Source organism: Burkholderia sp. BCC1047 (genome assembly GCF_902833155.1).
GTDB lineage: Bacteria > Pseudomonadota > Gammaproteobacteria > Burkholderiales > Burkholderiaceae > Burkholderia > Burkholderia sola.
Genome location: NZ_CADFEH010000006.1, coordinates 42,717 through 69,215, shown reverse-complemented (window position 1 = coordinate 69,215; position 26,499 = coordinate 42,717). Strand labels below are relative to the sequence as shown.

Below are 26,499 nucleotides of genomic sequence, written 5' to 3'. Positions count from 1 at the left end.
GCTGAATGACAGACGAAGACGCCCGGGGCGGCGTATTGACTGGCGACGAGTCTATCGTATTTCGCGTCTCGTAAAAGCTGGCTTTCCGGCCGAGGTTCGCGGCGGCGGCCCATTTGCTATCCTTGGTGATCCTGTTCGCCCGGCCCCGCCGGTGCGAGGTTCCGACGCCCGCTTCATGCTCCATCTTTTCTATTCGAACCGTCACGAAACGCTGGCCGACGCGCTGCTCGAGGATCTGGCCGCGTTCCCGGCCCGCAACGGCCCGTGGGCGCCGCAACAGGTCATCGTGCCGAGCGCGGCGCTGCGCCGCCGCCTCGAGCTCGACATCGCCGCGCGCAATGGCGTGTGCGCGAACGTCGAGTTCACTTATCTCGCGCAGTGGCTGTGGGCGCAGATCGGCCGCGTGCTGACGGTGCCCGCGCGTTCGCCGTTCGCGCCCGACCGGCTCGTGTGGCGCTGCTACCGGCTGTTCGCGCAGCCGGCAGGCGACGCGCCGTGGCTCGCGTCGCCGCGGCTGGCCGCGTATCTGTCGGCCTCCGACGACGCGATGCGCTACGAACTGGCCCATCGCGTCGCGGCCGTGCTCGATCACTACCTGACCTATCGCCCCGAATGGCTGGCCGCGTGGCAGGCCGGCGAATCGGTGCTCGCGGGCGACGGCGCGCCGCGCGGGATCAGCGACGCCGCGCGCGACGACGAACGCTGGCAGGCCGCGCTGTGGCGTGCGCTGCTGGCCGAGCTGAGCGACAGCGGTACGCCGCCTGCGCACCGTTTCCTCGTCGACGCGCGCCATCTCGATGCCGAGGCGGTCGCACGCGCCGACTGGCCCGAATCGGTCAGCGTGTTCGCGCTGCCGACGATGCCGCCGCTGCACGTCGCGCTGCTGCGCGAACTGTCGCGCTGGATCGACGTGCGCGTCTACGCGCTGAACCCGTGCCGCGAATTCTGGTTCGACATCGTGACCGCCGCGCACGCCGAGGCGCTCGATGCGGCCGGGCGGCGCGACTACCAGGAAGTCGGCCATCCGCTGCTCGCCGAATGGGGCAGGCAGACGCAGGCGCAATTGCACATGCTGCATGAGCTGACCGAAAGCGCCGCGTCGGGCGATGCGTCGCGTTTCGTCGAGAATCCCGCGCCCACCTGGCTCGCGCGCGTGCAGAACGCGATCCTCGAGCTGCAGCCGGAAGCCGAAATCGGCGACACGCCGGTCGAGCGCGGAATCGAGGTGCACGTGTGCCACAGCCTCGCGCGCCAGCTCGAGGTGCTGCACGACCGGCTGCTCGCGTGGTTCGACGCCGATGCGAGCCTGCAGCCGTCCGACGTGCTCGTCGCGGTGGCCGATCTCGCCGCGGCCGGGCCGCTGATCGACGCGGTGTTCGGCACGGCCGGCGCCGGCGGCGCGCGGGTGCCTTACCGGATCACCGGCCTGCCGCCGTCGCAGGCGAACCCGGTTGCGCGCGTGCTGCTCGACTGGCTCGCGTTGCCGGAGCGGCAGGTCGGCGCGCCGGAGCTGGTCGAATGGCTGCGCGTGGATGCGGTGGCCGCGCGCTACGACATCGACGCGGCCGCGCTCGAAACGGTGCAGACCTGGCTCGCGGCCGCCGGCGCGCGGCGCGGGCTGTCGCCGCTCGCGAGCGACGACGCGGCCGTGCCCGCGCCGCGCCATACGTTCTCCGATGCGCTCGCGCGGCTCTTTCTCGGCTATGCGATGCCCGAAGGCGCGGCGCCGATCGGTGCATGGCTGCCGATCGAGGCGGCCACCGGCAGCGAGGCCGAACTGCTCGGCCGGCTCGCGCGCTTCACCGACGATCTCGACGGCTTCGCGCGGCGGCTCGCGGAATCGCACACGCCGCGCGGCTGGAGCGAACTGTTTGGCGACACGCTCGCGCGCTTCTTCGATTCGGGCGCCGCGTATGCCGACGCGCTGGCCGGCGTGCGCGATGCGCTCGATGCGATGCTGGCCGCGATGACGGAGGGGGCGCCCGACGAGGCGCTGCCGGCGGCCGTCGTCCGCGCGGGGCTCGCGGCGGCGCTCGACGATCCGGCCCGCGGCGGCGTGCCGTGGGGCGGCGTCACGTTCTCGTCGCTGACGAGCCTGCGCGGGCTGCCGTATCGCGTCGTCTGCCTGCTCGGGATGGACGACGGCGTGCTGCCGAGCCTCGCGCGCGCGGACGAATTCGACCTGATGGCCGTGCTGCCGAAGCTGGGCGACCGGCAGCGCCGCGACGACGAGCGCAATCTGTTTCTCGATTTGCTGCTGGCCGCACGCGACCGGTTGCTGATCGCCTACACGGGCCGCAGCATTCGCGACAATGCGCCGTTGCCGCCCGCGGCGCTCGTCGACGAACTGCTCGATCATCTGGCGGACGTCACGGCCGGGCCCGGCGCCGCACCGGACGCGGTCGACGCCGCGCGCCGCGCGTTCATTGTCGAGCATCCGCTGCAGCCGTTCGCGGCCGCGTATTTCCAGCCGGGCAGCGACCTCGTTTCGTACGACGCCGAGCGGGCGACGCTCGCGTCGCTGCTGGCTGCCGAAGCGTCGCGCAATGGGCCGCGCGAGCAGCCGTTCTTCGCGCAGCCGCTGCCGGCCGAGCCGGTCGAGCCCGTCGCGTTCAGCGAATTCGAGCGCTTCTGGCGGCATCCGGCGCGTGCGTTGCTGCGCGGCCGGCTCGGCATCGTGCTGGCCGACGCGCAGGCCGAACTGCTCGATACCGAGCCGTTCGCGCTGGACTTTGCCGGCAGCGACGCGCTCGCCGAGCGCGTGCTGCCGCTGCTGATCGAAGCGGGCGACGGCGGCGTGCACGATCGCGCGCTGCGCATCGCGGACGCGAGCCCGGAGTTGCCCGGCGGCGCGACGGGCGCGGTGTGGCGCGACCAGGCGCTCGGTTCGATGACGCAGCTTGCGTCGAACGTACGCCGAGCGCTGGCCGACGGCATCGAGCGGCGGCCGTTCTCGCTCACCGTCGTGCCGAAGTGGCCGGACACCGAGCAGGCGCTGTTCGGCGCCGACGACGCGATGCTGTCGGCCGATGCGGTGAGCGCGCCGCTCGAGTTGCACGGCACGCTGAACCGGCTGACGCCGGCCGGGCAGGTCATCTATCGCTATGCACGGCCGAGCGCGCGCGACTATCTGTCCGCGTGGCTCGCGCATCTCGTCTACTGTGCGATCGAGCCCGGCGGCCCGCGCCGCACGCTGTGGTTCGGCAGCGGCGGCGCGTTCGAGTTGACGCCTGTCGCGGCGCCGCTCGAACGGCTCGCGCCGCTGGCCGCGCTGTTTCGCGCGGGGCGGCGCATGCCGCTGCAGTTTTTCCCGCGCAGTGCGTGGGCGAGGGTATCCGACGGCGAGGCGAAGGCCGCGAGCGTGTGGATCAACGAGCGGGTCGTGAGCGAAGCCGACGATCCGGCCATCGCGATCGCGTGGCGCGGTGCGCATCCGTCGCTCGACGAGCCGTTCGGCACGCTTGCGCGGCTCGTGTTCGAACCGCTCGTCGAGCATCTGAAGGAGGTCGCATGAGTGCCGTGTCGCAGCAGCCGGCGCTCGAACTCGACGTGTTCGCGTGCCCGCTCGACGGCGTCAACCAGATCGAGGCGTCGGCCGGCACCGGCAAGACCTGGAACATCTGCGCGCTGTACGTGCGCCTGCTGCTCGAAAAGGATCTCGGCGCGGACGAAATCCTCGTCGTGACCTTCACGAAGGCGGCGACGGCCGAGCTGCACGAGCGGATTCGCAGCCGGCTCGCGCAGCTTGCGCATGCGCTCGACACGGGCGACGACGGCGGCGATCCGTTCATCGCTCGCCTGCTGGAGACGACGCTCGGCGACGGCGGCGCGCTCGACGCCGAGACGGCCGTGAAGCGGATCCGCCGCGCGCTGCGCGCGTTCGACCAGGCCGCGATCCATACGATCCACGCGTTCTGCCAGCGCGCGCTGCAGGAAGCGCCGTTCGCGGCGGCGATGCCGTTCGCGTTCGACATGGAGGCCGACGATGCGTCGCTGCGCTTCGAACTCGCGGCGGATTTCTGGCGCACGCGCGTCGAACCGGCGGCCGCGCGCTGGCCGGGCTTCGCAACGTGGCTCGTCGAATCGGGCGCCGGCCCGGCCGCGCTCGATGCGCAGCTCGCACGCCGGCTGAAGAAGCCGCTCGCCGCGCTGCGCTGGGACGGCGTGACCGAGCCGGACGAATCGGCCGAAGCGGCGGCGGCCGAATGTTTCGCCGAGGCCGCGCGGATGTGGGCGGCCGAGCGCGACGCGATCGATGCATTGCTGCGCGCCGCGCAGCCGGCGCTCAATCAGCGCTCGCACAAGCCCGATGCGCTCGCCGATGCGCTCGCCGCGTGGGCCGTGCATTTCGAGCAGGGCGACGCGACGGCCGCGCTGCCGAAAGCCGCGCTGAAGCTCACGCAAACCGCGCTGACGAAGGCGACGAAAAAAGGCGGTGCGACGCCCGCCCACGCGTTCTTCGACGTGGCCGACGCGCTCGAAGCGGCGGTGGCCGCCGCCGAGGCCGCGCAGCGCGCGCGCTGGCTCGCGCTGATCGCCGAATGGCTCGACATGGCGCCCGGCGCGCTGGCCGAGCGCAAGCGCACGCGGCGAGTCGTGTCGTTCGACGATCTGCTCGCGAACCTGTATCACGCGCTGCATGCGCATCCGTGGCTCGCCGAGACGCTGCGCGCACGCTATCCGGCCGCGTTGATCGACGAGTTCCAGGATACCGATCCGCTGCAGTTCGCGATCTTCGACCGGATCTTCGCGCCGGGCGGCCCGCTGTTCCTCGTCGGCGATCCGAAGCAGGCGATCTACAGTTTCCGCGCGGCCGATCTGCATACCTATCTCGCGGCGCGCGCACGGGCGAGCGCGTGCTACACGCTCGCGGTGAACCAGCGCTCGACGCCCGCGATCGTCGACGCATGCAACCGTTTCTTCATGTCGAATCCGCGCGCGTTCGTGCTCGACGGGCTCGACTATTACGCGGTGCGCGCCGGCACGCGCGTGCGTGCGCCGTTCGTCGACGAAACCGATCCGGGTCCGGCCGGCGATTTTCGCGTGTGGGCGCTGCCGGGCGGCGAGGGCACGCTGCTCAAGCGCGATGCGCAAGCGCAGGCTGCCCAGGCTTGCGCGGCCGAGATCGCGCGGCTGATGCGCGGCGCGCGTGAAGGGCGCGTGCGATTGGGCGACACGCCGTTGTCGCCGGGCGACATCGCGGTGCTCGTGCAGACGCACCGGCAGGGCAGTCTCGTGAAGCGCGTGCTCGCGACGTGGGGCATCAGCAGCGTCGAGCTCGCGCAGGCGTCGGTGTTCTCGACCGGCGACGCCGAGCAGCTCGAACGCGTGCTGGCGGCGATCGATGCACCGGGCGACCTGCGGCGTCTGCGCGCGGCGCTCGCGTCCGACTGGTTCGGGCTCGATGCCGGCGCGCTCTGGCGCATGGAGCAGGGCGACGGCGATGCGCCATCCGGCGCGTCGGCGGTCGACAGCGCCGACGCGATGAGCTGGGTCGAGCGCTTCTCGCGGTATCGGCTGCTGTGGCGCGAACGCGGCTTCGCGGTGATGTGGCGCACGTTCACGCGCGAGCTGCGAATCGCCGAGCGGCTGATGGCCGGTGCGGACGGCGAGCGCCGCGTGACCGACATCAACCATCTGGCCGAGTTGACGCAGGCGCGCGCATCCGCGCAGCCGGGCATCGCGCCGACGCTGCGCTGGCTCGCCGCGCAACGGCTCGACGGCGGCGGCGAGGAAGCGCAACTGCGGCTCGAATCCGACCGCAACCTCGTGCAGATCGTCACGGTGCACAAGTCGAAGGGGCTCGAATACGCGGTCGTGTTCTGTCCGTTCCTCAACGACGGCGGGCTGCGCGAGCCGCCGTCGTCCGCGCTGCCCGATGCGCGCGAGTATCACGACGATGCGGGCGATGCGGTGCTGCATTACGGATGCGACGACGAAGCGGCCGCGCACGCGGCGCGGCAGGTGTTGCGCGAGCAGGCCGCGGAGCGCGCGCGGCTCGTCTATGTGGCGCTTACGCGCGCGGTCTATCGCTGCTATGTCGTGGCCGGCCCCTACCTGTCGTCGCGCTCGACGCGCGAAGCGCGGCGCAGCGTGCTCAACTGGCTCGTCGCGGGCGCCGGCCTTGCGTTCGATGCGTGGCTCGACGAGCCGCCCGACGAAGCCGCGCTCGATGCGGCGTGGCGCGCGCTGGCGGGCGGCCCGGTGAGCGTCGCGCCGCTGCCGGTGCCTGCGCGCCGCGAGCGTCTCGCGGCCGGGCACGACGCGTCGCAGACGCTCGCGGCGCGCCATGCGACGCGCGTGCTGCGCGATGCGTGGCGGATGGCGAGCTTCAGCTCGCTGACCGCGTCGATGGCGCGCGAGGAGGCGGGCGTCGCGGCCGTGCCCGACGACGAACTGCGGCCCGATCACGACGCGTTGGCCGCGGTGACGCCGGACGGCGAATTGACGCTGGCCGATACGGTCGCGGCCGACCCGCCGGACGACGACATCCTCGTGTTCCCGCGCGGCGCGGCGGCCGGCGAATGCCTGCACCGCCTGTTCGAGCTCAGCCGGTTCACGGAGCGCGAATCGTGGCACAAGGCCGCGCTCGGCGCGCTGCACGACCGGCCGGTGGAGGCCGAGCCGGCGCTTGCGACGCGCCTGCCGGCGATGATGGTGCGGCTCGTCGACGACGTCGTGCACACCGAGCTCGTGCCGGGCATGCGGCTCGTCGATCTCGATCCGGCGAAGCGGCTCGACGAAATGGGCTTCCTGTTTCCGGCGCCGTCGCTCGACCTGATGGCGCTGCGCCGGCTGCTGGTCGCGCACGGCTATCCGGACGTTGCACTGGAGGCGGGTACGCTCGCCGGTTTCATCAAGGGTTTCATCGACATGATCGTCGAACACGACGGCCGTTTCTGGATCGTCGACTGGAAGTCGAATCACCTCGGCACGACGCCGGATGCCTATGGCCCGCGCGCGCTCGACGTCGCGATGGCCGATCACGCGTATCACCTGCAGGCATTGCTCTATACGGTCGCGCTGCATCGCTACCTGCGCGGCCGGCTGCCCGATTACGACTACGACACGCACATCGCGGGTTACCTGTACCTGTTCGTGCGCGGCGTGCGGCCCGGCTGGCGCAGCGGCGGCGAGCCGGCCGGCGTGCATGCGCGGCGGCCCGCCCGCGCACTCGTCGACGCACTCGACCGGATGATGGAAGGGGGCCGCGCATGACCGCGTCCGACGACATGCTCGAATTCACCGGCGGCCTCGTCGCGCGGCTGCCCGAGCCGGCCGATTTCGGCATCGCGCTCGCGGAGGGCTTTGCGCGCCGCATCGGCGACCTCGCGCGGCGTGCCGGTGCGCCGTCCGCGTCGGCGCGCTGGGCGGCGCGCGCCGCGTTCGCGACGAGCCGCGCGACCGCCGGCGGCCACGTGTGCGTCGCGCTTGGCGCGCTCGCGCAGCGCTACGAAGCACCGCTCGACGAAGTGCGAGCCGCGCTCGCCGCGAGCGGCGTGGTCGCGTTCGGCACGCTCGCGCGCGGCGACGAACGGCCGCTGATCGTCGATCGGCTCGATCACCTGTACCTGTCGCGCTATTTCGATTACGAACGGCGGCTCGCCGATGCGCTCGTCGCGCAGGCCGGTGTCGCCGCGCCGGACGAAGGCCTGTCGCCCGACCGTTTGCGCGACAGTCTCGCCCGTTACTTCGGGCCGGCTACCGGCGAAGTCGACTGGCAGCGCGTCGCGGCGATCGTCGCGCTGACGGGCCGCGTGACGATCGTCAGCGGCGGCCCGGGCACGGGCAAGACGACGACCGTCGTCGGCGTGCTGGCCTGTCTGCTCGACGCGCACCCGGGGCTGCGCATCGCGCTGGCCGCACCGACCGGCAAGGCCGCGCAGCGGATGCAGGAGGCGCTGCACGCGCGGGCCGGCGATCTGCCGCCCGAGCTCGCGGCGCGCCTGCCCGACACGTCGTACACGCTGCATCGGCTGCTGGGCGGCGGCGGGGCGGCCGGTTTCCGGCATCATCGCGACAATCCGCTGCCGTACGATCTGATCGTCGTCGACGAGGCGTCGATGATCGACGTCGCGCTCGCCGCGCATCTGCTCGACGCGCTCGCGCCGGGCGCGCGGCTCGTGTTGCTGGGCGACAAGGATCAACTGGCGGCGGTCGAGGCCGGCGCCGTGTTCGCGGAGCTGAGCGCGCGGCCGGCGTTCACCGCCGCGGCGCGCACGCGCATCGCGCAGGCGCTGGGTATCGACGAGGCGGCGTTCGTCGCGGCGTTGCCGATGCCGGACGAAGCTGCGCCGGCGGCGGCGGTTTCGGCCGCGCATCCGGTTCCTGCTTCCGCACGTGCTCCGGCGTCGCCATCGGCGTCTGCTCCCGTTTCACGCAGATCGGCGCCTCGGTCGTCGAAAGTCGATGCGCGACAGGCGTCGCTCTTCGACGACGAACCGCAGGATGACGAAGTGTCGTCGACGGCCGACATCGCGCCGCCACAGCCCACCGAGTCGGCACCGGCCGATGCCGGCGCACCAGACGGCAATGCGCCGGCCTGGATCGAGGCCAACGACCTCGCATGGCTCGACGCCGTCGAGCTACCGCCGTTCGACGCAGACGGCGCGGCACTTGCATCGGCAGTGGCGACGGCGGCTGCATCGCCATTGACCGGCGAAGCCGCTGCCGCGTCCGCCGGCACGCCCGCACCGGCGTCGGCGCCGCTCGCGGACTGCGTCGTATGGCTCGAACGCAATTACCGCTTCGGGCTCGATTCGCCGATCGGGCGGCTGTCGCTCGCGATCCGCCACGGCGACGTGCAGGCGGCGCTCGATGCGCTGCCCGCCGACGACTCGGCAGCCGCATCGTTTCACGACGATGCGGGCGACACGCTGGCGTCGTCGACGGTCGAGCGGCTCGCACGGCGCTTCGGCGCCTACCTCGACGCATTGCGCGACGCGCTGGCCGCGCTGGCGCCCGATCCGCTGCCGCTGTTCGACGCGCTCAACCGGTTCCGGATCCTGTGCGCGACCCGCAGCGGCTCGCGCGGCGCGGAACACGTCAACGCGCTGGTGGCCGCGCACGTGCGGCATGCGGCGCGCGTGCCGCTCGCGGTCGGCGCGCACTGGTTCAGCGGGCGGCCGATCATGGTCACGCGCAACGACTATGCGCTGGGATTGTTCAACGGCGACATCGGCATTGCGCTGCCCGACGCGCACGGCGTGCTGCGCGTGTGGTTCCGGCGCGCCGACGGCACCGCGCGCGCGGTGTCGCCGGCTGCGCTGCCGCCGCACGAAACGGCGTTCGCGCTGACGGTGCACAAGTCGCAGGGCTCGGAATTCGACGAAGCGGCGCTCGTGCTGCCCGCGTCGTTCGGCCGGGTGCTGACGCGCGAGCTCGTTTATACGGCCGTCACGCGCGCGCGCACGCGCGTGCAGGTGATCGGGCCGCGGCGCGTGCTGGCGCAGGCGGTCGCGACGCGCACGCAGCGCGATTCGGGGCTCGCTGCCCGCGTCGACGAGGCGCTCGCGCGGCGCCGCATGGAGGCTTCGCGATGATGATCCGTTACACGCTCGATCCGGCCGACGTCGAATGGACGGCCGTGCGCGCGCAGGGCGCGGGCGGGCAGAACGTCAACAAGGTGTCGAGCGCGATTCATCTGCGCTTCGACATCCGCGCGTCGTCGCTGCCGCCGGTCCTCAAGGAGCGGCTGCTCGCGCTGTCCGACCAGCGCATCACGCGCGACGGTATCGTCGTGATCAAGTCGCAGGAATATCGGACGCAGGAGAAGAATCGCGAGGCCGCGCTCGCTCGTCTCGATGCGCTGATCGGCAGCGTCGCGTACACGCCGCGTGCGCGGGTTGCCACGCGGCCGACGCGCGCGTCGAAGGAGCGGCGGCTCGAGCACAAGTCGCGCCGCAGCGTGGTGAAGTCGGGGCGCGGGAAGGTGGTCGACTGACGAACGAAGGGGCGGTGCTTGTCGGAGGCGAACGCGACCGTCCGCCGTGCGCGCCGCTTACCGCATCACGGTTCCCGCGCTGTCGAGCACGAAGTCGACGCAGAACACGACGAGCCGGCTCTGCGCGCGGATCGCGACGGCGGCCGTATAGCAGTCGCGGCCTTCCGTCAGCGAGAAGTGCGGGCCCATCAGCGCGACGCGTCCGGGGGCGGCGATCGCGCGCTGGAAATACGGGCGCCGCGACCAGTTGCTGTGGGTCTCGGGGAATAGCGGGGCGAGGCGGGTGACGCTCGCCTGGCTGTCGTCGGGCGGTGCGCCGATCGACGGCAGGAACTGTTCGCCGGTCTCGTCCGTGACGAACACGCGTCGCGCGGCCGGCACCGCGAACACGCGTTGCGCGGCGTCCTGCAGGCTGCCGCTCGCCGAAAACGCGGCCGCGCCGCTGAGCACGAGCCGTTCGATCGCGTCGAAGCCCGGCTGCTCGGCGGCCACCGGCGTATGCCGGCGGGCGATGAAGCGCCGCCACGCGGCGTCGAGCATCGCGGGCGCCGCCGCGCTCGCGTGCGCGATCGACGCGTCGGGCTGGCCGAACTGGAAACCCTGCACGAAATCGATGTCGGCTTCCATCAGCGCCTGCAGCGCGTCGTCGCTTTCGACGCCTTCGGCCAGCACCATCGCGCCGGCCTGGTGGAGCATCGACACGAGGTGATGCATGATGCGGCGATCGTCGGCCGAGCCGGTCGAACGCTCGACGAGCGAGCGGTCGAGCTTCACGATGTCGGGCCGCGCGCGCCACACGCGGTCGAAGTTCGAGAAGCCGGTGCCGAAATCGTCGATCGCGATCAGGAAATCGCGATGCTGGATCATGTCGATCGTGCGGGCGAGCGCGGCTTCGTCGCGCGCCGGCTGCTCGATCACTTCCAGCACGATGCGGTTCGGCGGCAGTGCGAAATGCCGGCACAGCGCCTCGACGAACTCGCGCTGCACGAGGCCAGTGTCCAGCACGCGCGGCGTCACGTTCAGGAACAGCCAGCCGTCGCCGATGCCTTGCGTGACGAAGTTGGCCGTGTGCAGGCAGCGCGCGAGCCGGTCGAGCAGCAGCGCGTCGGCGTCGCCGCGCGTCTTGTCGAACAGGGCGGTGGGCGACACCAGCGCACCGTTCCCGTCGACGACGCGCAGCAGCGCCTCGTAGCCGACGACGCGCTTGTGCGTGATCGACAGCACGGGCTGGAACACGCTGCGCAACGTCGTGGTGCGATAGGTGGCGAGCCAGCCGTGGGGTGTCGGCGTGAGGCGTTGGAGGAGGGCGTCGAGCGACAGGTCGCGAGCGGGCTTCATGTCAACGGTGCCCGGAAGCGGGCGGCGGGGCGCCGACGCCCCGCCACGCCGATGCAGCCGCATGCGCAGGCGGGCGCGAAAGAACGTGGGGCATCGAAACGCCTTCTGCGAATAAGTGTTCCGAGTGTAACGGGATTGCCGCGGCGCGCGTATCAGGGTAACTCCAGACGCAAACGGTACACCGCGATTCCGGCCCGTGCGCGGCAGCGCGGCGACGGCGTCGCATGCCTGCGTACGGTGCATGACCGTCGCGAAACGAAGGGCATGACGGCGACAGATGACAATTCCGCGACACGACGGCGGCATGACCGTGCGTCGATGCCGCCCGATGCGCAGGCGGATACGGGAAATTCCGGCGGTCAACCGCCGCCGTCAGACGAATGAAACGAATGCCCGCGCACCGCGGTGCGATCGGCGGCGCGTCGGCCAACCCGCGTCGCGTCGACACCGGCATCGCCGCGCGACCGGCGGCGGTCCGTGCGCGCCCGGCGCGCCGATCGTCAGGTCGCCTCGCCGCCGCGCGGTCGGACGCCCGGAATCCGCTTGATCACGCCGGTGGCGAGCGCGGTGCCGACGAGCACGATCACGCAGCCTTCGATCATCACGGCCGACACGTGTTCGCCGAGGAACAGCGCGCCCCACAGCAGCCCGAACACGGGGATCACGAACGTGACGGTAATCGCGCGGGCGGGCCCGACATGCGCGATCAGGTAGAAGAAGATGAAATATGCGATGCCGGTGCACGCGACGCCGAGCGCGAGCACCGCGCCCCATGCGTGCACCCCGACCGGCGCGGCCGGCCACGTCGCGATCGCGAACGGCAGCAGCAGCACGGTCGAGCCGATCATGCTGCCGGCCGCGTTGACGAGCGGATCGACGCCGCTGAGCTTGCGTTTCGTATAGTTGGCCGCGATGCCGTACAGCAGCGTCGCGCCGAGTGCGGCCGCCGCGGCGAGCGCGGTCGCGCTGGCGCCCGTGTCGCCGTGCGCGTTCGCGACCTGGTTCCACACGAGCGTGAGCACGCCGGCAAACCCGATCACGAGGCCGAGCGCGCGCGGCAGCGACAGCTTGTCCTTCAGCCACAGGTAAGCGACGAGCGCGCCCCACAGCGGCGTCGTCGCGTTGATCACCGACGTCAACCCGGCCGACAGCGTCAGTTCGGCGAACGCGAACAGGCAGAACGGGATGCCCGAATTCAGTGCGCCGACGACGAACAGCGGCCACGCATGACGGCGTAGCCGGGCGCCGAGATCGGCGGGTTTGAAGCGCGTCAGCGCGAAGCCCGCGAGAAACAGCGCGCCGATGCCCACGCGCAGCGCCATCAGCGGCGCGACGCCGAAATCGACGACGCCGACCCGGATGAACAGGAAGGATGCGCCCCACAGGGCGGCGAGCACGGTCAGCAGGAAAGCGTTCTTGGGCGACATCGATCGGCGAGGGCGGGGACGGGATGCGAGGAATCTTACACCGCGCGACCTCACCGTCGTTTCATGATCGGATGAAACGACAAGAAACGGGAATTTCGCCGGTTTGCCGCCGGGCGGCGGCCGGCCGACCGCGTGCGGCGCGGCCGGTCGGATCAGTGATGACGCCAGCCGCCGCGTCCGCCGAAGCCGAAATTGAGCGACAGCGCCGGGCCCCAGTAACCGCCCCATGCGGGCGCATACGCAGGCGCCGGATAGTAATAGGCGGGGGCGGGATCGACATACACGGGCGCGGGCTGTACCGGCACCGGCGCCGCCGTGTAATAGCCGCCCGGATAATAGCCGTACGGATAGTAGCAACCGGCAAGCGTCGTACAGGCAAGCGCCGCGGCGACGAAGGTCCTGTTCATGATGTGTCTCCGGCGGAGCCGGCTATCGGCAGATGCTTGTAGCTTAGGCCGAGTACCGATGACACGGCATGAAAAACGGTAACCGATCATTTCCGGGCGCAGCGGCCGCGCCGGTTCCGGCAGGACATACGAAAACGGCGCTTCCGCACCGCGGAAACGCCGTTGGACCGGCCGGCCTGCGGCTGGGCGACGACGCCCAACCGGCCGATGTCGGACGACTTACTTGCCGACCTGGTTACCGATGATGCCGCCGGCCGCCGCGCCGCCCAGCGTCGACAGCGCGTTGCCGCCGATCGCCGCGCCGGCGACGCCGCCGACACCCGCACCGATTGCCGTATCACGCTGGCGTCGCGACATCGAATCGCAGGCCGACAGGCTGGCCACCGTCGCGACGAGAAGCGCGCATACCCCAAAACGCCGAATCGAGTTCATGATCGTTGTCCTTGTGGTAGTGAACGGAAGGCGCACGACCGGCTGGCGGCCGCGCATGTCCCCAATCTACGCGCCGCCCCGCGCTGCTGCTGTAAGGACTTGTTAAGGCTCGCGCGGTTTCGTAATCAATTGTTTCGCGTCCGCCGGCAGGCACACGGCATGCGCAAAAAAGCCCGCTCGAAAGCGGGCTTCAGGCATCGCCAGACGGGCCGGTGCGGCCCGCTGCGCGCGCTTACTGACGGTGATAGATCTCGGCGCCCGTCTTCACGAACTCGACCGCCTTGACCTCCATCCCTTTCTGCAGCGCCTCGGTTTCCGACACGCCCTGCTGCGCCGCGAATTCGCGCACGTCCTGCGTGATCTTCATCGAGCAGAAATGCGGGCCGCACATCGAGCAGAAGTGTGCGACCTTCGCCGAATCCTTCGGCAGCGTTTCGTCGTGGAATTCGCGCGCCTTGTCCGGATCGAGACCGATATTGAACTGGTCTTCCCAGCGGAACTCGAAGCGCGCCTTCGACAGCGCGTTGTCGCGCACCTGCGCGCCCGGGTGACCCTTGGCGAGGTCGGCGGCGTGCGCGGCGAGCTTGTACGTGATGATCCCTTCCTTCACGTCGTCCTTGTTCGGCAGCCCGAGGTGTTCCTTCGGCGTCACGTAGCACAGCATCGCGGTGCCGAACCAGCCGATCATCGCGGCGCCGATGCCCGACGTGATGTGGTCGTAGCCCGGCGCGATGTCGGTGGTCAGCGGCCCGAGCGTGTAGAACGGCGCTTCCTTGCACCAGTCGAGCTGGAGATCCATGTTCTCCTTGATCAGCTGCATCGGCACGTGGCCGGGGCCTTCGATCATCACCTGCACGTCGTGCTTCCACGCGATCTGCGTGAGCTCGCCGAGCGTCTTCAGTTCGCCGAGCTGCGCTTCGTCGTTCGCGTCGTAGATCGAGCCGGGACGCAGGCCGTCGCCGAGCGAGAAGCTCACGTCGTACGCCTTCATGATCTCGCAGATCTCTTCGAAGTGTTCGTACAGGAAGCTTTCCTTGTGATGCGCGAGGCACCACTTCGCCATGATCGAGCCGCCGCGCGACACGATGCCCGTCATCCGGTTCGCTGTGAGCGGCACGTACTGCAGGCGCACGCCCGCGTGGATCGTGAAGTAGTCGACGCCTTGTTCGGCCTGTTCGATCAGCGTGTCGCGGAAGATTTCCCAGGTCAGGTCCTCGGCCTTGCCGTTGACCTTTTCGAGCGCCTGGTAGATCGGCACCGTGCCGATCGGCACCGGGCTGTTGCGGATGATCCACTCGCGCGTTTCATGGATGTGCTTGCCGGTCGACAGGTCCATCACCGTGTCGCCACCCCAGCGGATCGCCCACGTCATCTTGTCGACTTCCTCGCCGATCGACGACGTGACGGCCGAGTTGCCGATATTCGCGTTGATCTTCACGAGGAAGTTGCGGCCGATGATCATCGGCTCGGATTCCGGGTGGTTGATGTTGGCGGGGATGATCGCGCGGCCGCGTGCGATTTCGTCGCGCACGAATTCCGGCGTGATCTCGGCCAGCGCGTTCGCGCCGAAGGCCGCGGCGCCGAACGCCTGGCCCGGGTGCTGGCGGCCCATCATCGCGGCGAGCTTCGCGCCGTTCGGGCCGCTCGACTTCAGGCTCTCGATGTATTCGGCGCGGCGCTGGTTCTCGCGGATCGCGATGTATTCCATTTCCGGCGTGATGATGCCCTGACGCGCGTAGTGCATTTGCGTGACGTTCTTGCCGGGCTGCGCGCGGCGCGGGTTGCGGTGCAGGCCCGGGAAACGCAGGTCGGCCGTGGCCGGATCGGCCGCGCGCTCGAGGCCGTACTGGCTCGACAGGCCGGGGAGCACCTCGGTGTCGCCGCGCGCTTCGATCCAGCGCTGGCGCAGCGCGGGCAGGCCCGCGCGGATGTCGATCTTCGCGTCCGGATCGGTGTACGGGCCCGACGTGTCGTACACGTAGATCGGCGGATTCTTCTCGCCGCCGAAGCCGGTCGGGGTGTCGGCCTGCGTGATCTCGCGCATCGGCACGCGGATGTCGGGCTGCGAGCCGGTTACATAGACCTTTCGCGAATTGGGCAGCGGCGCGACGGCAGCGGCGTCGACGTGCGCGTCGGCAGACAGAAACTTCGGATTGGCGTTCATGCAATCTCCTGTGCGGGCGCCGGACAGGCGCGTCGGCGCTTGCCCGGAGCCCTTGACGAATGTGGGCTCGAGCTAAGCAGGAGACGAGGCTTGGTGAGGCGGCGGATTTCGTCAGAAGGATGGCGGCGAAATCCGTACGCTTCCCTGCGCTGGCATTATCCAGATCAGGTTCAAAGGGTATTTCTCACCCGCAATGCCGGTTGTTTGACCGAACGCATTGCAGGACCCCCGCGTTAGCAAGGGCACACGATACACCGGCTTGGCGGCGGTTTCAACCGGGTGCGAAGCCGATGTCGGCGGGCAGCGGGCGGGGCGCGGACGTCGACGCCGACGCGGTGCGCCGCAGCAGGCGCGGCCGTCTACCCGCCGTGTCGCCCGGGACGGAAGGGGCGGGCAGTGCAGCATTTCCGTCCGTTGTTTCCCGTTTCGAAAAAATTTTCGACATCGCTGTCATTTCCGGCGGCGTCCTCCGTCTATTCGGCTCCCAAACCCATGTATCGGAGAGATGTCATGAAAAACGTATTCCTTGCCGCCTGCGTCGCCGCACTTGCCACGATCGCAACGGGCGCCCATGCGCAGAACGATGCGATGTCGAAGGACGGCATGTCGATGTCGAAGGACGCGATGGGCCACGACGCGATGGCGAAGGACGGCGCGATGAAGAAGGACGGCATGAAGAAGCATGCGATGAAGAAGGATGCGATGGGCCACGACGCGATGAAGAAGGGCGACGCGATGAAGAAGGACGCCATGAGCCCGTCGAACTGACGAATGCGTGCGGGGCGCGGGCGGCCGGTCATCGGCGCGCATAGCGTCCCGTCGCCTCATTCCGGGAGTCATCATCATGCAAACGGTTCCTGTCACCGATCGTGCGAGCGTGCCGCCGCCCGCGCCGACGACGATCCATCCGCGGTGGGTGCGCGCGAGCCACTGGCTCAACGCGCTCGCGGCGATCCTGATGGCGCTATCCGGCTGGCGCATCTACGACGCGTCGCCGATCTATCCGTCGTTCACGTTCGCGCACGGCATCACGCTCGGCGGCTGGCTCGGCGGCGCGCTGCAATGGCATTTCGCGGCGATGTGGCTGCTGGTCGGCAACGGGCTGTTCTATCTCGCGATGTCGATCGCGACGGGGCGCCTCGCACGCAAGCTGCTGCCCGTGACGCCCGCGTCGGTGTGGCGCGACGTGCGCGCCGCGCTCGGCGGGCGGCTGTCGCACGACGACCTGAGCGTCTACAACGCGGTGCAGCGTGCCGCGTACCTGACCGCGATCGTCGATCTCGTCTTGTTGGTGTTGTCCGGGCTCACGATCTGGAAATCGGTGCAATTCCCGCTGCTGCGCGAGCTGTTCGGCGGCTACGACAACGCGCGCATCGTGCACTTCTGGGCGATGGCGCTGCTCGTCGCATTCGTCGTCGTTCACGTCGCGATGGCGTTGCTGGTGCCGCGCTCGCTGCTCGCGATGCTGCGCGGCCGCTGACCCGCTTCGCGGGCGAAGGAAATCATCATGTCGGAATCCGAAAAACCCCGCGGCGAGCCGCGCTGGACGCTCGACCGGAAGTCGCTCGAACTTGATTTGCGCCGCGAACTCGAGATGCCGTCGCGACGGCTCTTCAACCGGCGCGTGCTGACGGTCGGCGGCCTTGCGATGCTGACCGGCTGCACGCTGCAGGATGATGCATCGGTCAACACGTTTCTCGAAAAAGTGTCGCGCATGAACGATCGCGTGCAGGCGTGGCTGTTCAACCCGAACCAGCTCGCGCCGACCTACACCGAAGCCGACATCACGCGGCCGTTTCCGTTCAACGCGTACTACGGGATCGACGAAGTGCGGCACGTCGACGCGTCGACGTACCGGCTGGTGCTGTCGGGCCGCGTGACCGGCAAGCGCGTGTGGACGCTCGACGAGTTGTATGCGCTGCCGCACGCGGAACAGATCACGCGGCATATCTGCGTGGAAGGGTGGAGTGCGATCGGCCGCTGGGGCGGCACGCCGTTCGGCGCATTCCTCGCGCGCGCCGGTGCCGATACGCACGCGAAATACGTCGGCTTCAAATGTGCGGACGACTACTACGAGAGCATCGACATGCCGACCGCGCTGCATCCGCAGACGTTGCTCGCATTCGAGTACGACGGCCATCGTCTGCCGCCGGAATACGGTTTCCCGATGAAGCTGCGGATGCCGACCAAGCTCGGCTACAAGAACCCGAAGCACATCATGGAAATCTTCGTGACCGATACGTTCCCGGGCGGCTACTGGGTCGATCAGGGCTACAACTGGTTCGGCGGATCGTGAGCGGTGCGCGTGGCGTGCGCATGCGTCACGTGGATTCGCGTACCTGCAGATCGACGTGCAGGCCGACCGCCGCGGCCATGTTCACGAGCGCGTCGAGCCCGAACAGGTTGATCTTGCCGCGCATCAGGTCGGACACGCGCGGCTGCGTGACGCCCAGTTGCTTCGCGGCTTCGGCCTGGCTCAGCTCGAGCCGCGCGATGCGCTGCTTGAGCGCGATCATCAGTTCGGAGCGCAGTTTCATGTTCGCGGCTTCCGCCGGCTCGCTTTCGATTGCGTCCCAGACGTTCGCATAACGTTCATTGGTCAACGTTTCGACTCCATCATCAGCGACCGATAGCGGCGGGCGGCGAGGTCGATATCGGTCTTGTTCGTGCGCGTCGATTGCTTGCGGAAGCAGTGCAGCACGTAGATCGCCTCGGGGAAAGTCGCGACGTAGACGATCCGGAATGCGCCGCTCGCATCGCGCAGGCGAATTTCCCGCACGCCGACGCCGATGGTGCGCATCGGTTTCCAGTCGTCGGGTGCGAGGCCGCGCTGCACCTGGTCGATCTGGTGGCCGGCTTCGCGCCGTGCCGGCAGCGGAAAGCCGCGGAGATCGGCCAACGCGCTGCCGACGAAAACGACCGGCTTCGGCGGAAGTATATCTGGATTATACAAAATTTTGTATGTGTGTTGTGAGTGTCGGAAAGAGGCTGCAGACGGCGGCGCGCGGGCACGCCGTCCGTCACGATAGACGCGCCGCGAAGCGCCGGCGCATATCACTGGCCGTCCGGCCGATGCTGGATCGACGGCTGCGAATGGCGACTCAGGCGGCTCTCCGATACGCCGGCCGTCCCCGCATTGCGTATCCGGCCCCCGATTTCACCGGGCCGGCGCCGGAAAAAATGTCGCGCCGAAACATCAGTCGATATCTTTCAGACAGGTCCGACGATGCTTTCGAATCCTTGATGCCATAATGCCGAGCGTGTGCGGCCGCGCGGTTGCGCACGTTTTTTTTGCCCCGTTTTTGCCCTTTTGCCGCCGCTTGCCGGTTCTCTTTCGTCGCCGTTCGCACTGCCATGTCGTCCCGCACGTTCGCTCTGCCTTCCCGGTCCCGCATGGACCGTTTGCCGGCATCGCCGGCGCCTTTCAGCGGAGCACGCGGCGTGACGTGCGAGCGGGTGACTCGATGACGCCGCTCGACCGCCTCCTCGATTTCCTCGCCCGTTTTTCGTTCCGGATCCGCCTGCCGCAAAGCCGCGGCGGCCGCGTGGCGCTCGCGCTCGTCTTCATCTATTTCGTCTGGGGTTCGACCTACAGCGGGCTGCATTTCGCGCTGCAGTCGTTCCCGCCGCTGCTGCTGTCGGGGCTGCGCAACCTGCTCGGTGGAATCGGGCTGTTCATCTTCGCGCTGCGGCGCAAGCCCGAATGGCCGACGCTGCTGGAAATCCGCAACTCGGCGATCGTCGGCACGATGCTCGTCGCGCTGTCGTCCGGCACGATCGCGCTCGGCATGCGCACGGTCAGCAGCGGGTCGGCCGCGGTGATGGTCGCCACGGTGCCGCTGTTCGCGACCGTGATCGCGGCGGTGGCCGGGCGGCCGGTGACGAAGGGCGAGTGGGCGGCCGTCGCGCTCGGGATGGTCGGCATCGTCGTGCTGAATTCGGGCGGTTCGGCCGCCTCGAACTCGGCGCTCGGCACGATCTGCGTGCTGGCCGGCGCGCTGTTCTGGGCGGGCGGCGCGCATCTCGCGACGCGGCTCAAGCTGCCGTCGGACCTGTTCCTGTCGACGTCGCTGCAGATCGGCCTCGGCGGCCTGATGTCGACGATCGTCGCGTGGCTGCTCGGCGAACGCGTCGAGCAGTTGGCCGTCGGGCCGGTGTTCGCGTTCGTGTACCTGATGGTGTTCTGCACGATGGCCGCGTACGTCGCGTACGGCTACCTGATCCGCCACACGAGCCCGATCATCGCGAGCAGCTGCATGTACGTGAACCCGATCGTCGCGGTCGCGCTCGGTGCGCTGCTGCTGGGCGAACCGGTGACGATGGCGACCGTCGTCGCGACCGTCGCGATCCTCGGCAGCGTCGGATTGTCGTTCGTGTTCGACCCGGCGCGCCGGCCCGCGGCGGCCGCTGCTGCCGGTTCGCCGGCCATGGCGGCCGAGCAGGCGGTGACGGCGGACGCTTCGCCTGCCGCCGAGCCGGTCGCCACGCAGGAGGCCGCGCCGATCCTCGCGCCTTCCGCCGTCCCGCTCGCGGTGCCGACGCCCGCGGCGGTGATGGATCCCGCCGCGGTGATCGACCCGGCCCCGGCGTTCGCGCCGCCGCCCGCCGTCGCCGAGCCGGCCGCGTCGCGCACCGACGCGTGACGCCGCGGTGGCCGGTCGTGCTCAGCCGCGCCGGCCGCCGCGATGGTGGGACCAGCCGGCGAGCGCGGTGAACAGCAGGCCGGCCGCGCACATGCCGGTCCAGCCGAACGCGCGCCATGCGGCGACGCCGGCCGACGAGCCGAGCGCGCCGCCGATGAAATAGCACACCATGTACACCGTGTTCACGCGGCTGCGCGCGTCGGGCTTCAGCGCATAGATGCGCGACTGGTTCGAGATCTGCGCGGCCTGTACGCCCACGTCGAGCACGATCACGCCGATCACCAGCCCGACGAGGCTCGAACCCGACAGCGCGAAGATCACGAACGACAGCGCGAGCAGCGCGATCGCGAGCGAGATGATCGCCCGCGGGCCGCGGGTGTCCGCGAAGCGGCCCGCATACGGCGCGGCGAGCGCGCCCGCGGCTCCGACGATCCCGAACAGGCCGGCGGCCTGCGGGCCGAGGTGGAACGGCGCGCCGGCGAGCAGCAGCGTGAGCACCGGCCAGAACGCGCTGAACGCCGCGAACAGCGCGGCGCCCGTCAGCGATGCCTCGCGCAGCCCGCGCAACTCGACGACCAGATGCCACATCGAGCCGAGCAGCTTGCCGTATGACAGCGTCGACGTCGGCGAGCTGCGCGGCAGCCGCAGCACGATCACGACGGCGAGCGCGACGAGCGCCGCGACCGACGCGGCGAACACCGCGCGCCAGCCGAAATACTCGGCGACGAAGCCGGCGGCCGTACGCGCGAGCAGGATGCCGAGCAGCAGGCCGCTCATCACGGTGCCGACCGCGTGGCCGCGTTCGGCCGGCGGCGCGATTTCGGCGGCGAACGGCACGGCCTGCTGCGCGATGGTCGCGAGGATGCCGATCGCGAGGCTCGCGAACGCGAGTACGACGAGCGACGGCGCGGCGGCCGCCGCGATCAGCGCGATCGACAGCGCGGCGATCTGCAGCAGGATCAGCCCGCGGCGATCGAAGCGGTCGCCGAGCGGCGCGAGCAGGAACATGCCGGCCGCATAGCCGAGCTGCGTCGCGGTCGGCACCACGCCGATCCATGACGCGCTGTCGGGGAAGGACGAGCGGAAGCTGTCGAGCAGCGGCTGGTTGTAGTAGATGTTCGCGACCGATACGCCCGCGATCGTCGCAAGCAGCAACAGCAGGCCGCGCGAATAGTGGGGCGAGGGGGCGTCGGTCGGACGATCGGTCGAGGCAGTGGACATGGCGGCGGCGACGGAGTGGGGCGGCGCGGCAGGCGGCGCACGCGTCGGGTGCGCAGTCAGGCCGGGCGCCGGTCGAGGCTGCCGATCATACCGGAGCGACGCGAATCCTGCCGGCCGCATAACCGGTATAACGGGCACAACCGGCCGGCCGCCGCCCGTCACGGCACGCGCTTCACGTCGTCAGTCGACCAGCTCGCCGGTCGGCTCGTAGAACGGATACGGCCCCGCGCCTTCATCCACATAGACGTGATGCGACATCATCCCCGTATCGGGCGCATGACGATGGACCGCGAACGCCGGCGGTTCGAGCCGGAATGCGGACGGCCCATCGACTCGCAAGTCGAACGCGACCTGATGCGCGGGCGACGGCACCGCGCACGCGAGCGTGCCGCCGAAGCGCGTGAACATCGTGCGGTGCACGTGACCGCACAGCACGCGCTCGACGTTCGGATGGCCGCGCAGCAGTGCATCGAATTTCGCGGCGGCGGCGGGCGCGAGACGCAGCTTGTCCATGTGCCCGATGCCGGACACAAACGGCGGGTGATGCAGCGCAACGATCACCGGCCGGTCGCGCGCGGCGTCGAGCTGCGCGGCGAGCCACGCGAGCCGGGCGTCGCACAGGTCGCCGTGGCTCGCGCCCGGCACCTGCGAATCGAGCGCGAGCACGCGCACCGCGCCGACGTCGAGCGCGTACTGCACGAATTCGCCATCCTGCAGCTCGGCGCGATCGGCGAATGCGCGGCGCAAACCGGCGCGGTCGTCGTGATTGCCGATCATCAGGTAATACGGAATCTCGAGCGCGTCGAGCAGCTCGCGCAGGTTGCCGTACTCTTCGTCGTGGCCGAAGTCGGTCAGGTCGCCGGTGACGAGCACGGCGTCGGGGCGCGGCACGAGGGCGTTCAGTTTCTCGATACAGCGCGCGAGCGCGGCCGCCGTGTCGACGCGCCGGTACGCGAGCTGGCCCGGCCGCTTGATGTGGAGATCGCTGATTTGAGCAAGCAGCATCGTCGTTCCTCGGAATCGTCTGGTTGTTGTCGCGGCGGCGTGCGCCGCGTGGGGGGCTGCCTGGATGATGCCCGATCGACGGCTTACGCGCCGAGCGCGATCAGCCCTTCCGGCGCGATCGTGAGGCCGACCGCCGTGCCGCGCGCAAGCGCGACGCGGCCCGGCACGTCGATCACGAGCGCGTCGGGCGCCGCATGCTCGATCGTGAGCCGCGTGCGTTCGCCGAGGAACGCGCACGCACCGACCGCACCGCGCAGCGATGCATGCGCAGGATCGGCGAGCTGCGCATCCTCGGGGCGGAAGAACCATTCGTCGGCCGCATGCGGCGTGGCGATCGCGCCGCCCGTCGTTTCGAGCGCGCCGTCGCGCCACTGGCCGGCGAGCCGGTTCAGCGTGCCGATGAACTGCGCGACCGTGCGGTTCGCGGGCTGGTAGTAGATCTCGCGCGGCGTGCCGATCTGCTCGATGCGGCCCGCGCCCATCACGACGATCCGGTCGCCGAGCTCCATCGCTTCGGCCTGGTCGTGCGTCACGTAGACGGTCGTCACGCCGAGCTCGCGCAGCAGCGCGTTCATGTCGCGACGCAGCACGTCGCGCAGCTTCGCGTCGAGCGCGGTCAGCGGTTCGTCGAGCAGCAGCACGCGCGGGCGCACCGCGAGCGCACGCGCCAGCGCGACGCGCTGCCGCTGGCCGCCCGACAGTTGATCGACCGGTTTGTCCGCATGCGCGTCGAGCCGCATCATCGCGAGCAGTTCGTCGACGCGTTCGCGCAACGCACGCGGCTCGGTCTTGCGGATCTTCAGCCCGTAGCCGACGTTGCCGCGCACCGTCAGGTTCGGAAACAGCGCGTAGTTCTGGAACACCATGCCGACTTGCCGGCGTTCGATCGGCAGGGCGGTGACGTCGTCGTCGCCGAACGCGATCGTGCCGCCGGCGTCCGGCGTGTCGAGTCCCGCGATCAGGCGCAGCGTGGTCGTCTTGCCGCAGCCGGACGGCCCGAGCAGCACGAGCGTTTCGCCGGCGCCGATCGACAGGTCGAGCGGTTCGAGCACGCGCGTGCCGCGGAAGGTCTTCGCGCAGCCGGTCAGGGTGATGGGAGTGGAATCGAGTTTCATGTCTGTGAAAATTTCAGCGCGGGCGCTTCTTCAGCGCACGCGTACCGGACGGATCGACGCCGAGCCACTGCATCGCGACGAGCAGCGGCAGCGTCATCAGCAGGAACAGGATCGTGTACGCGCTGCCGACTTCGAGGCGCAGCGATGCATAGGTATCGGCGAGCCCGACCGGCAGCGTCTTGGTGTCGGGCGTATGCAGCATCCACGTGAGATTGAATTCGCCGATCGACAGCGTGAGCACCGCGAGCGCACCGGCGACGATGCCCGGCCGCAGGTTCGGCAGCACGATCGTGACGAAGCGCGTGACGAACGATGCCCCGAGGCTCGCCGCGCCTTCCTCGAGCGTGCGCAGGTCGGCGCCGGCCGCGACGGCCGCGACCGCGCGCACCATGAACGGCAGCGTGAACACGACGTGGCCGACGACGATGAACCACAGGCTCATCCGGAACGCGGTGAAGCCGCCGTACACGACCAGCAGCGCGAGCGCCGAAGCCAGCCCCGGCAGCGCGACCGGCAGCACGAGCGCTTCCTCGATCGCACGCGCGATGCGGCTCTTGCTGCGCGCGAGCGCATAGCCGGCCGGCACGCCGACCGCGAGCACGATCGCGAGCGTCGCGAACGCGACGTAGAGCGACAACGCGACCGAGCCGTGATACTGCTGCCACACCTGCTCGAGCCAGCGCAGCGTGAGGCCGCTCGACAGGCCGCGGAAATAGTTGACGGTCAGCCCCGCGAGCACCGACATCACGACGGGCACGATGAGGAACGCGCACAGCAGCAGCGTGACGCCCCATTGCAGCGCGGCGATCGCCCGCGCGCCGGCGACGCGCGGCGCGTGCCGGGCGGCACGTTTCGCGTGCAAGGGAGCCGGAGCGGGTGCCGGCGACCGCGCGGAAGAGCCGGAAAGCGATTGCATGCGTAAATCCTCAGGCCGCGGCGGCGGCGGTGTGACCGGTGAAGCGACGCGCGAGCGCGAGCACGGCCCAGGTGACGATGCCGAGCACGATCGACAGGCCGGCCGCCGTCGCGATGTTCGCGTTCAGCGTGAACTCGGTATAGATCGTCATCGGCAGCACGTTCAGGTCGGTGGCGAGCGTGAACGCGGTGCCGAACGCGCCCATCGCGGTCGCGAAGCAGATCGCGCCGGCCGCGATCAAGCCCGGCGCGAGCGCGGGCAGCACGATGTCGACGAAGATGCGCCACGGCGACGCGCCGAGCGAACGCGCGGCTTCCTCGAGCGACGCGTCGAGCTTCGACGCGGCCGCGATCACGGTGACGATCACGCGCGGAATCGAGAAATACAGGTAGCCGATGAACAGGCCGGCCACCGAATACGCGAACACGAACTTGTCGCCGGTGAGTTTCGCCGACAGCATGCCGATCAGCCCCTGGCGTCCGGCGAGCATGATCACCATGAAGCCGACCACGACGCCCGGGAACGCGAGCGGAAACGTGAGCAGCGCGAGCAGCACGCGCTTGCCGGCGAATTCGCGGCGCGCGAGCAGCAGGCCCGAGATCGTCGACAGCGCGAGCGTCGCGAGCGTGACGCCCGCGGACAACGCAACCGTCTCGCCGAGGCTCTTCATGTAGCGCGCGTTGGCGAGCAGCGCCGCGTAGTGCGAGAAGAAGGCGCCGTCGGCCGACACCCGCACGAGCGAAGCCATCGGCAGCAGCCAGAACGCGGCGAATACCGCCAGCGCCGGCGCGACGAGCGCGACGCGCCAGCGCAGCGGAAAAGTCAGGTCGAACATCGGTTGCGTCCCGCGGCTTACTGCATGATCTGCAGGTACTGCTGACCGAACGCCTGCTGGCCGGCCGCCATCTTGCCGAAGTCGACCGATTTCGCCCGCGCGTATTCGCTGGCCGGCAGGAACTTCGCGGCGACGTCGGCGCCGAGCGCCTGCGCGCGCACCGGGCGCAGGTAGGCGTTGGCCCACAGCTTCTGGCCTTCGTCGGACAGCACGAAATCGAGCACCTTCTTGCCGTTCGCGTCGTGCGGCGCGCCCTTCACGAGGCTCATCACGTACGGCACCGCGATCGTGCCTTCCTTCGGGATCACGAATTCGACGTTCGCGTTGTCCTTGTATTTCGCGCGATACGCGTCGAAGTCGTAGTCGAGCAGGATCGGAATCTCGCCGGACAGCACGCGTGCATAGGCCGTTTGCTTCGGCACGATCGGCGCGTTGGCCTTGAGCTTGCGGAACCAGTCGAGGCCCGGCTTGAAGTTGTCGAGGCTGCCGCCGAGCGCCTGGTTGACGGCGACCGCGCCCGCATAGCCGACGAACGCGCTCGACGGATCGAGATAGCCGACCATGCCCTTGTATTCGGGCTTCAGCAGATCGGCCCACGAACGCGGCACCGGCTTGCCGTCGAGCGCGTCCTTGTTCACGAAGAAGCCGAGCGTGCCCGAGTGGATCGCGAACCAGTAGCCTTGCGGGTCCTTCAGGTTCGCGGGGATGTCGTTCCAGTGCGCGGGTTTGTACGGCGCGATCACGCCCTTGTCCTTCGCCTGGAATGCCGACGACACGCCGAGGTAGACGACGTCGGCCACCGGGCTCTTCTGCTCGGCGATCAGCTGCGCGATCGCCTGGCCCGAGTTCTTGTTGTCGGACGGCACGCGGATGCCGGTCTTCTGCTTGATCGCGGCGATCTGCGCGGCCCAGTCGGCCCATTCGGGCGGGCAGTTGTAGCAGATCGCCGTTTCGTCGGCGTGGGCAGCGGGGGCGCCGGCGACGAGCGCGGCGAAGGCGAGCGGCGCGGCAAGCGCGCGCAGCAGCGAGGTCAGGCGAAAGGACACGGTGAAT

21 protein-coding genes and 1 riboswitch are annotated in these 26,499 nt (G+C 69.8%); of the genes, 8 read left to right on the top strand and 13 right to left on the bottom strand.

What is annotated here, in order from left to right:
• Window positions 1–175 precede the first annotated feature (175 nt).
• The 4 genes from recC to arfB are packed head-to-tail and all read left to right on the top strand — an operon-like array spanning window position 176 to window position 9,943.
• The gene (gene recC, locus HWX55_RS08935; protein WP_175975366.1) at window positions 176–3,514 is read left to right on the top strand and encodes an exodeoxyribonuclease V subunit gamma; all 3,339 of its coding nucleotides are present in this window, start codon (window positions 176–178) and stop codon (window positions 3,512–3,514) included.
• Entirely contained in the window at window positions 3,511–7,218 is a 3,708-nt protein-coding gene (gene recB, locus HWX55_RS08930) for an exodeoxyribonuclease V subunit beta (RefSeq protein ID WP_175975365.1), read from the top strand. The genes recC and recB overlap by 4 nt, the downstream gene beginning before the upstream one ends.
• Entirely contained in the window at window positions 7,215–9,542 is a 2,328-nt protein-coding gene (locus HWX55_RS08925; protein ID WP_175975364.1) for an AAA family ATPase, read from the top strand. Before recB ends, HWX55_RS08925 begins: the two co-directional genes overlap by 4 nt.
• Window positions 9,539–9,943 (top strand): alternative ribosome rescue aminoacyl-tRNA hydrolase ArfB, encoded by a 405-nt coding sequence (gene arfB / locus HWX55_RS08920; RefSeq protein WP_050015102.1) that lies wholly within the window; start codon window positions 9,539–9,541, stop codon window positions 9,941–9,943. The genes HWX55_RS08925 and arfB overlap by 4 nt, the downstream gene beginning before the upstream one ends.
• Window positions 9,944–10,000: 57 nt before the next feature.
• Here the strand turns inward: arfB and HWX55_RS08915 are convergent, their stop codons facing one another.
• From HWX55_RS08915 to thiC, 5 genes are all read right to left on the bottom strand, one after another.
• Complete coding sequence (locus tag HWX55_RS08915; protein ID WP_175975363.1) at window positions 10,001–11,281, bottom strand: EAL domain-containing protein; 1,281 nt, start codon at window positions 11,279–11,281, stop codon at window positions 10,001–10,003.
• A gap of 500 nt (window positions 11,282–11,781) precedes the next feature.
• Window positions 11,782–12,708 carry a DMT family transporter gene (locus HWX55_RS08910; protein ID WP_089488300.1) on the bottom strand — a complete coding sequence of 309 codons (927 nt, stop codon included), beginning with the start codon at window positions 12,706–12,708 and terminating at the stop codon, window positions 11,782–11,784.
• A gap of 152 nt (window positions 12,709–12,860) precedes the next feature.
• Window positions 12,861–13,115, bottom strand: a complete 255-nt coding sequence (locus HWX55_RS08905; RefSeq protein ID WP_006497666.1) for a hypothetical protein — start codon at window positions 13,113–13,115, stop codon at window positions 12,861–12,863.
• A 219-nt stretch (window positions 13,116–13,334) separates the two neighbouring features.
• On the bottom strand, window positions 13,335–13,547 hold the full coding sequence (locus HWX55_RS08900; RefSeq protein ID WP_011545020.1) for a glycine zipper 2TM domain-containing protein: 213 nt from the start codon (window positions 13,545–13,547) through the stop codon (window positions 13,335–13,337).
• 232 nt (window positions 13,548–13,779) lie between these two features.
• Entirely contained in the window at window positions 13,780–15,711 is a 1,932-nt protein-coding gene (gene thiC / locus HWX55_RS08895; protein WP_175975362.1) for a phosphomethylpyrimidine synthase ThiC, read from the bottom strand.
• Between the two features lie 123 nt (window positions 15,712–15,834).
• Window positions 15,835–15,951, bottom strand: a riboswitch (TPP riboswitch).
• Between the two features lie 270 nt (window positions 15,952–16,221).
• On the opposite strand from thiC, the gene HWX55_RS08890 reads away from it, so the two are divergent.
• The 3 genes from HWX55_RS08890 to HWX55_RS08880 all read left to right on the top strand — a co-directional run bounded on the left by HWX55_RS08890 (window position 16,222) and on the right by HWX55_RS08880 (window position 18,007).
• On the top strand, window positions 16,222–16,479 hold the full coding sequence (locus HWX55_RS08890) for a pentapeptide MXKDX repeat protein (protein ID WP_175975361.1): 258 nt from the start codon (window positions 16,222–16,224) through the stop codon (window positions 16,477–16,479).
• A gap of 76 nt (window positions 16,480–16,555) precedes the next feature.
• A complete protein-coding gene (locus tag HWX55_RS08885; protein WP_175975360.1) occupies window positions 16,556–17,191 on the top strand; it encodes a cytochrome b/b6 domain-containing protein in 636 nt (211 codons plus the stop codon).
• 27 nt (window positions 17,192–17,218) lie between these two features.
• Window positions 17,219–18,007, top strand: coding sequence for a molybdopterin-dependent oxidoreductase (locus HWX55_RS08880; RefSeq protein WP_175975359.1), 789 nt, complete (start codon window positions 17,219–17,221; stop codon window positions 18,005–18,007).
• Between the two features lie 25 nt (window positions 18,008–18,032).
• Here HWX55_RS08880 and HWX55_RS08875 read toward each other — a convergent pair whose 3' ends face one another.
• Window positions 18,033–18,314 (bottom strand): XRE family transcriptional regulator, encoded by a 282-nt coding sequence (locus HWX55_RS08875; protein ID WP_175975358.1) that lies wholly within the window; start codon window positions 18,312–18,314, stop codon window positions 18,033–18,035.
• Window positions 18,311–18,664 (bottom strand): type II toxin-antitoxin system RelE/ParE family toxin, encoded by a 354-nt coding sequence (locus HWX55_RS08870; RefSeq protein WP_175975357.1) that lies wholly within the window; start codon window positions 18,662–18,664, stop codon window positions 18,311–18,313. The genes HWX55_RS08875 and HWX55_RS08870 overlap by 4 nt, the downstream gene beginning before the upstream one ends.
• Before the next feature lie 511 nt (window positions 18,665–19,175).
• Between HWX55_RS08870 and HWX55_RS08865 the strand changes: the two genes are divergently transcribed.
• Complete coding sequence (locus HWX55_RS08865) at window positions 19,176–20,354, top strand: EamA family transporter (protein WP_175975356.1); 1,179 nt, start codon at window positions 19,176–19,178, stop codon at window positions 20,352–20,354.
• Between the two features lie 21 nt (window positions 20,355–20,375).
• Here the strand turns inward: HWX55_RS08865 and HWX55_RS08860 are convergent, their stop codons facing one another.
• From HWX55_RS08860 to HWX55_RS08835, 6 genes are all read right to left on the bottom strand, one after another.
• A complete protein-coding gene (locus HWX55_RS08860) occupies window positions 20,376–21,575 on the bottom strand; it encodes an MFS transporter (protein WP_175975355.1) in 1,200 nt (399 codons plus the stop codon).
• Between the two features lie 180 nt (window positions 21,576–21,755).
• Window positions 21,756–22,580, bottom strand: a complete 825-nt coding sequence (locus HWX55_RS08855) for a phosphodiesterase (protein WP_175975354.1) — start codon at window positions 22,578–22,580, stop codon at window positions 21,756–21,758.
• An 83-nt stretch (window positions 22,581–22,663) separates the two neighbouring features.
• Complete coding sequence (locus tag HWX55_RS08850; protein ID WP_175975353.1) at window positions 22,664–23,695, bottom strand: ABC transporter ATP-binding protein; 1,032 nt, start codon at window positions 23,693–23,695, stop codon at window positions 22,664–22,666.
• 13 nt (window positions 23,696–23,708) lie between these two features.
• Window positions 23,709–24,611: an ABC transporter permease subunit gene (locus HWX55_RS08845; protein WP_175975352.1), complete on the bottom strand. Its 903-nt coding sequence runs from the start codon at window positions 24,609–24,611 to the stop codon at window positions 23,709–23,711.
• 10 nt (window positions 24,612–24,621) lie between these two features.
• A complete protein-coding gene (locus HWX55_RS08840; RefSeq protein ID WP_175975351.1) occupies window positions 24,622–25,446 on the bottom strand; it encodes an ABC transporter permease in 825 nt (274 codons plus the stop codon).
• 17 nt (window positions 25,447–25,463) lie between these two features.
• Window positions 25,464–26,492 (bottom strand): ABC transporter substrate-binding protein, encoded by a 1,029-nt coding sequence (locus HWX55_RS08835; RefSeq protein WP_175975350.1) that lies wholly within the window; start codon window positions 26,490–26,492, stop codon window positions 25,464–25,466.
• Window positions 26,493–26,499: the final 7 nt, after the last annotated feature.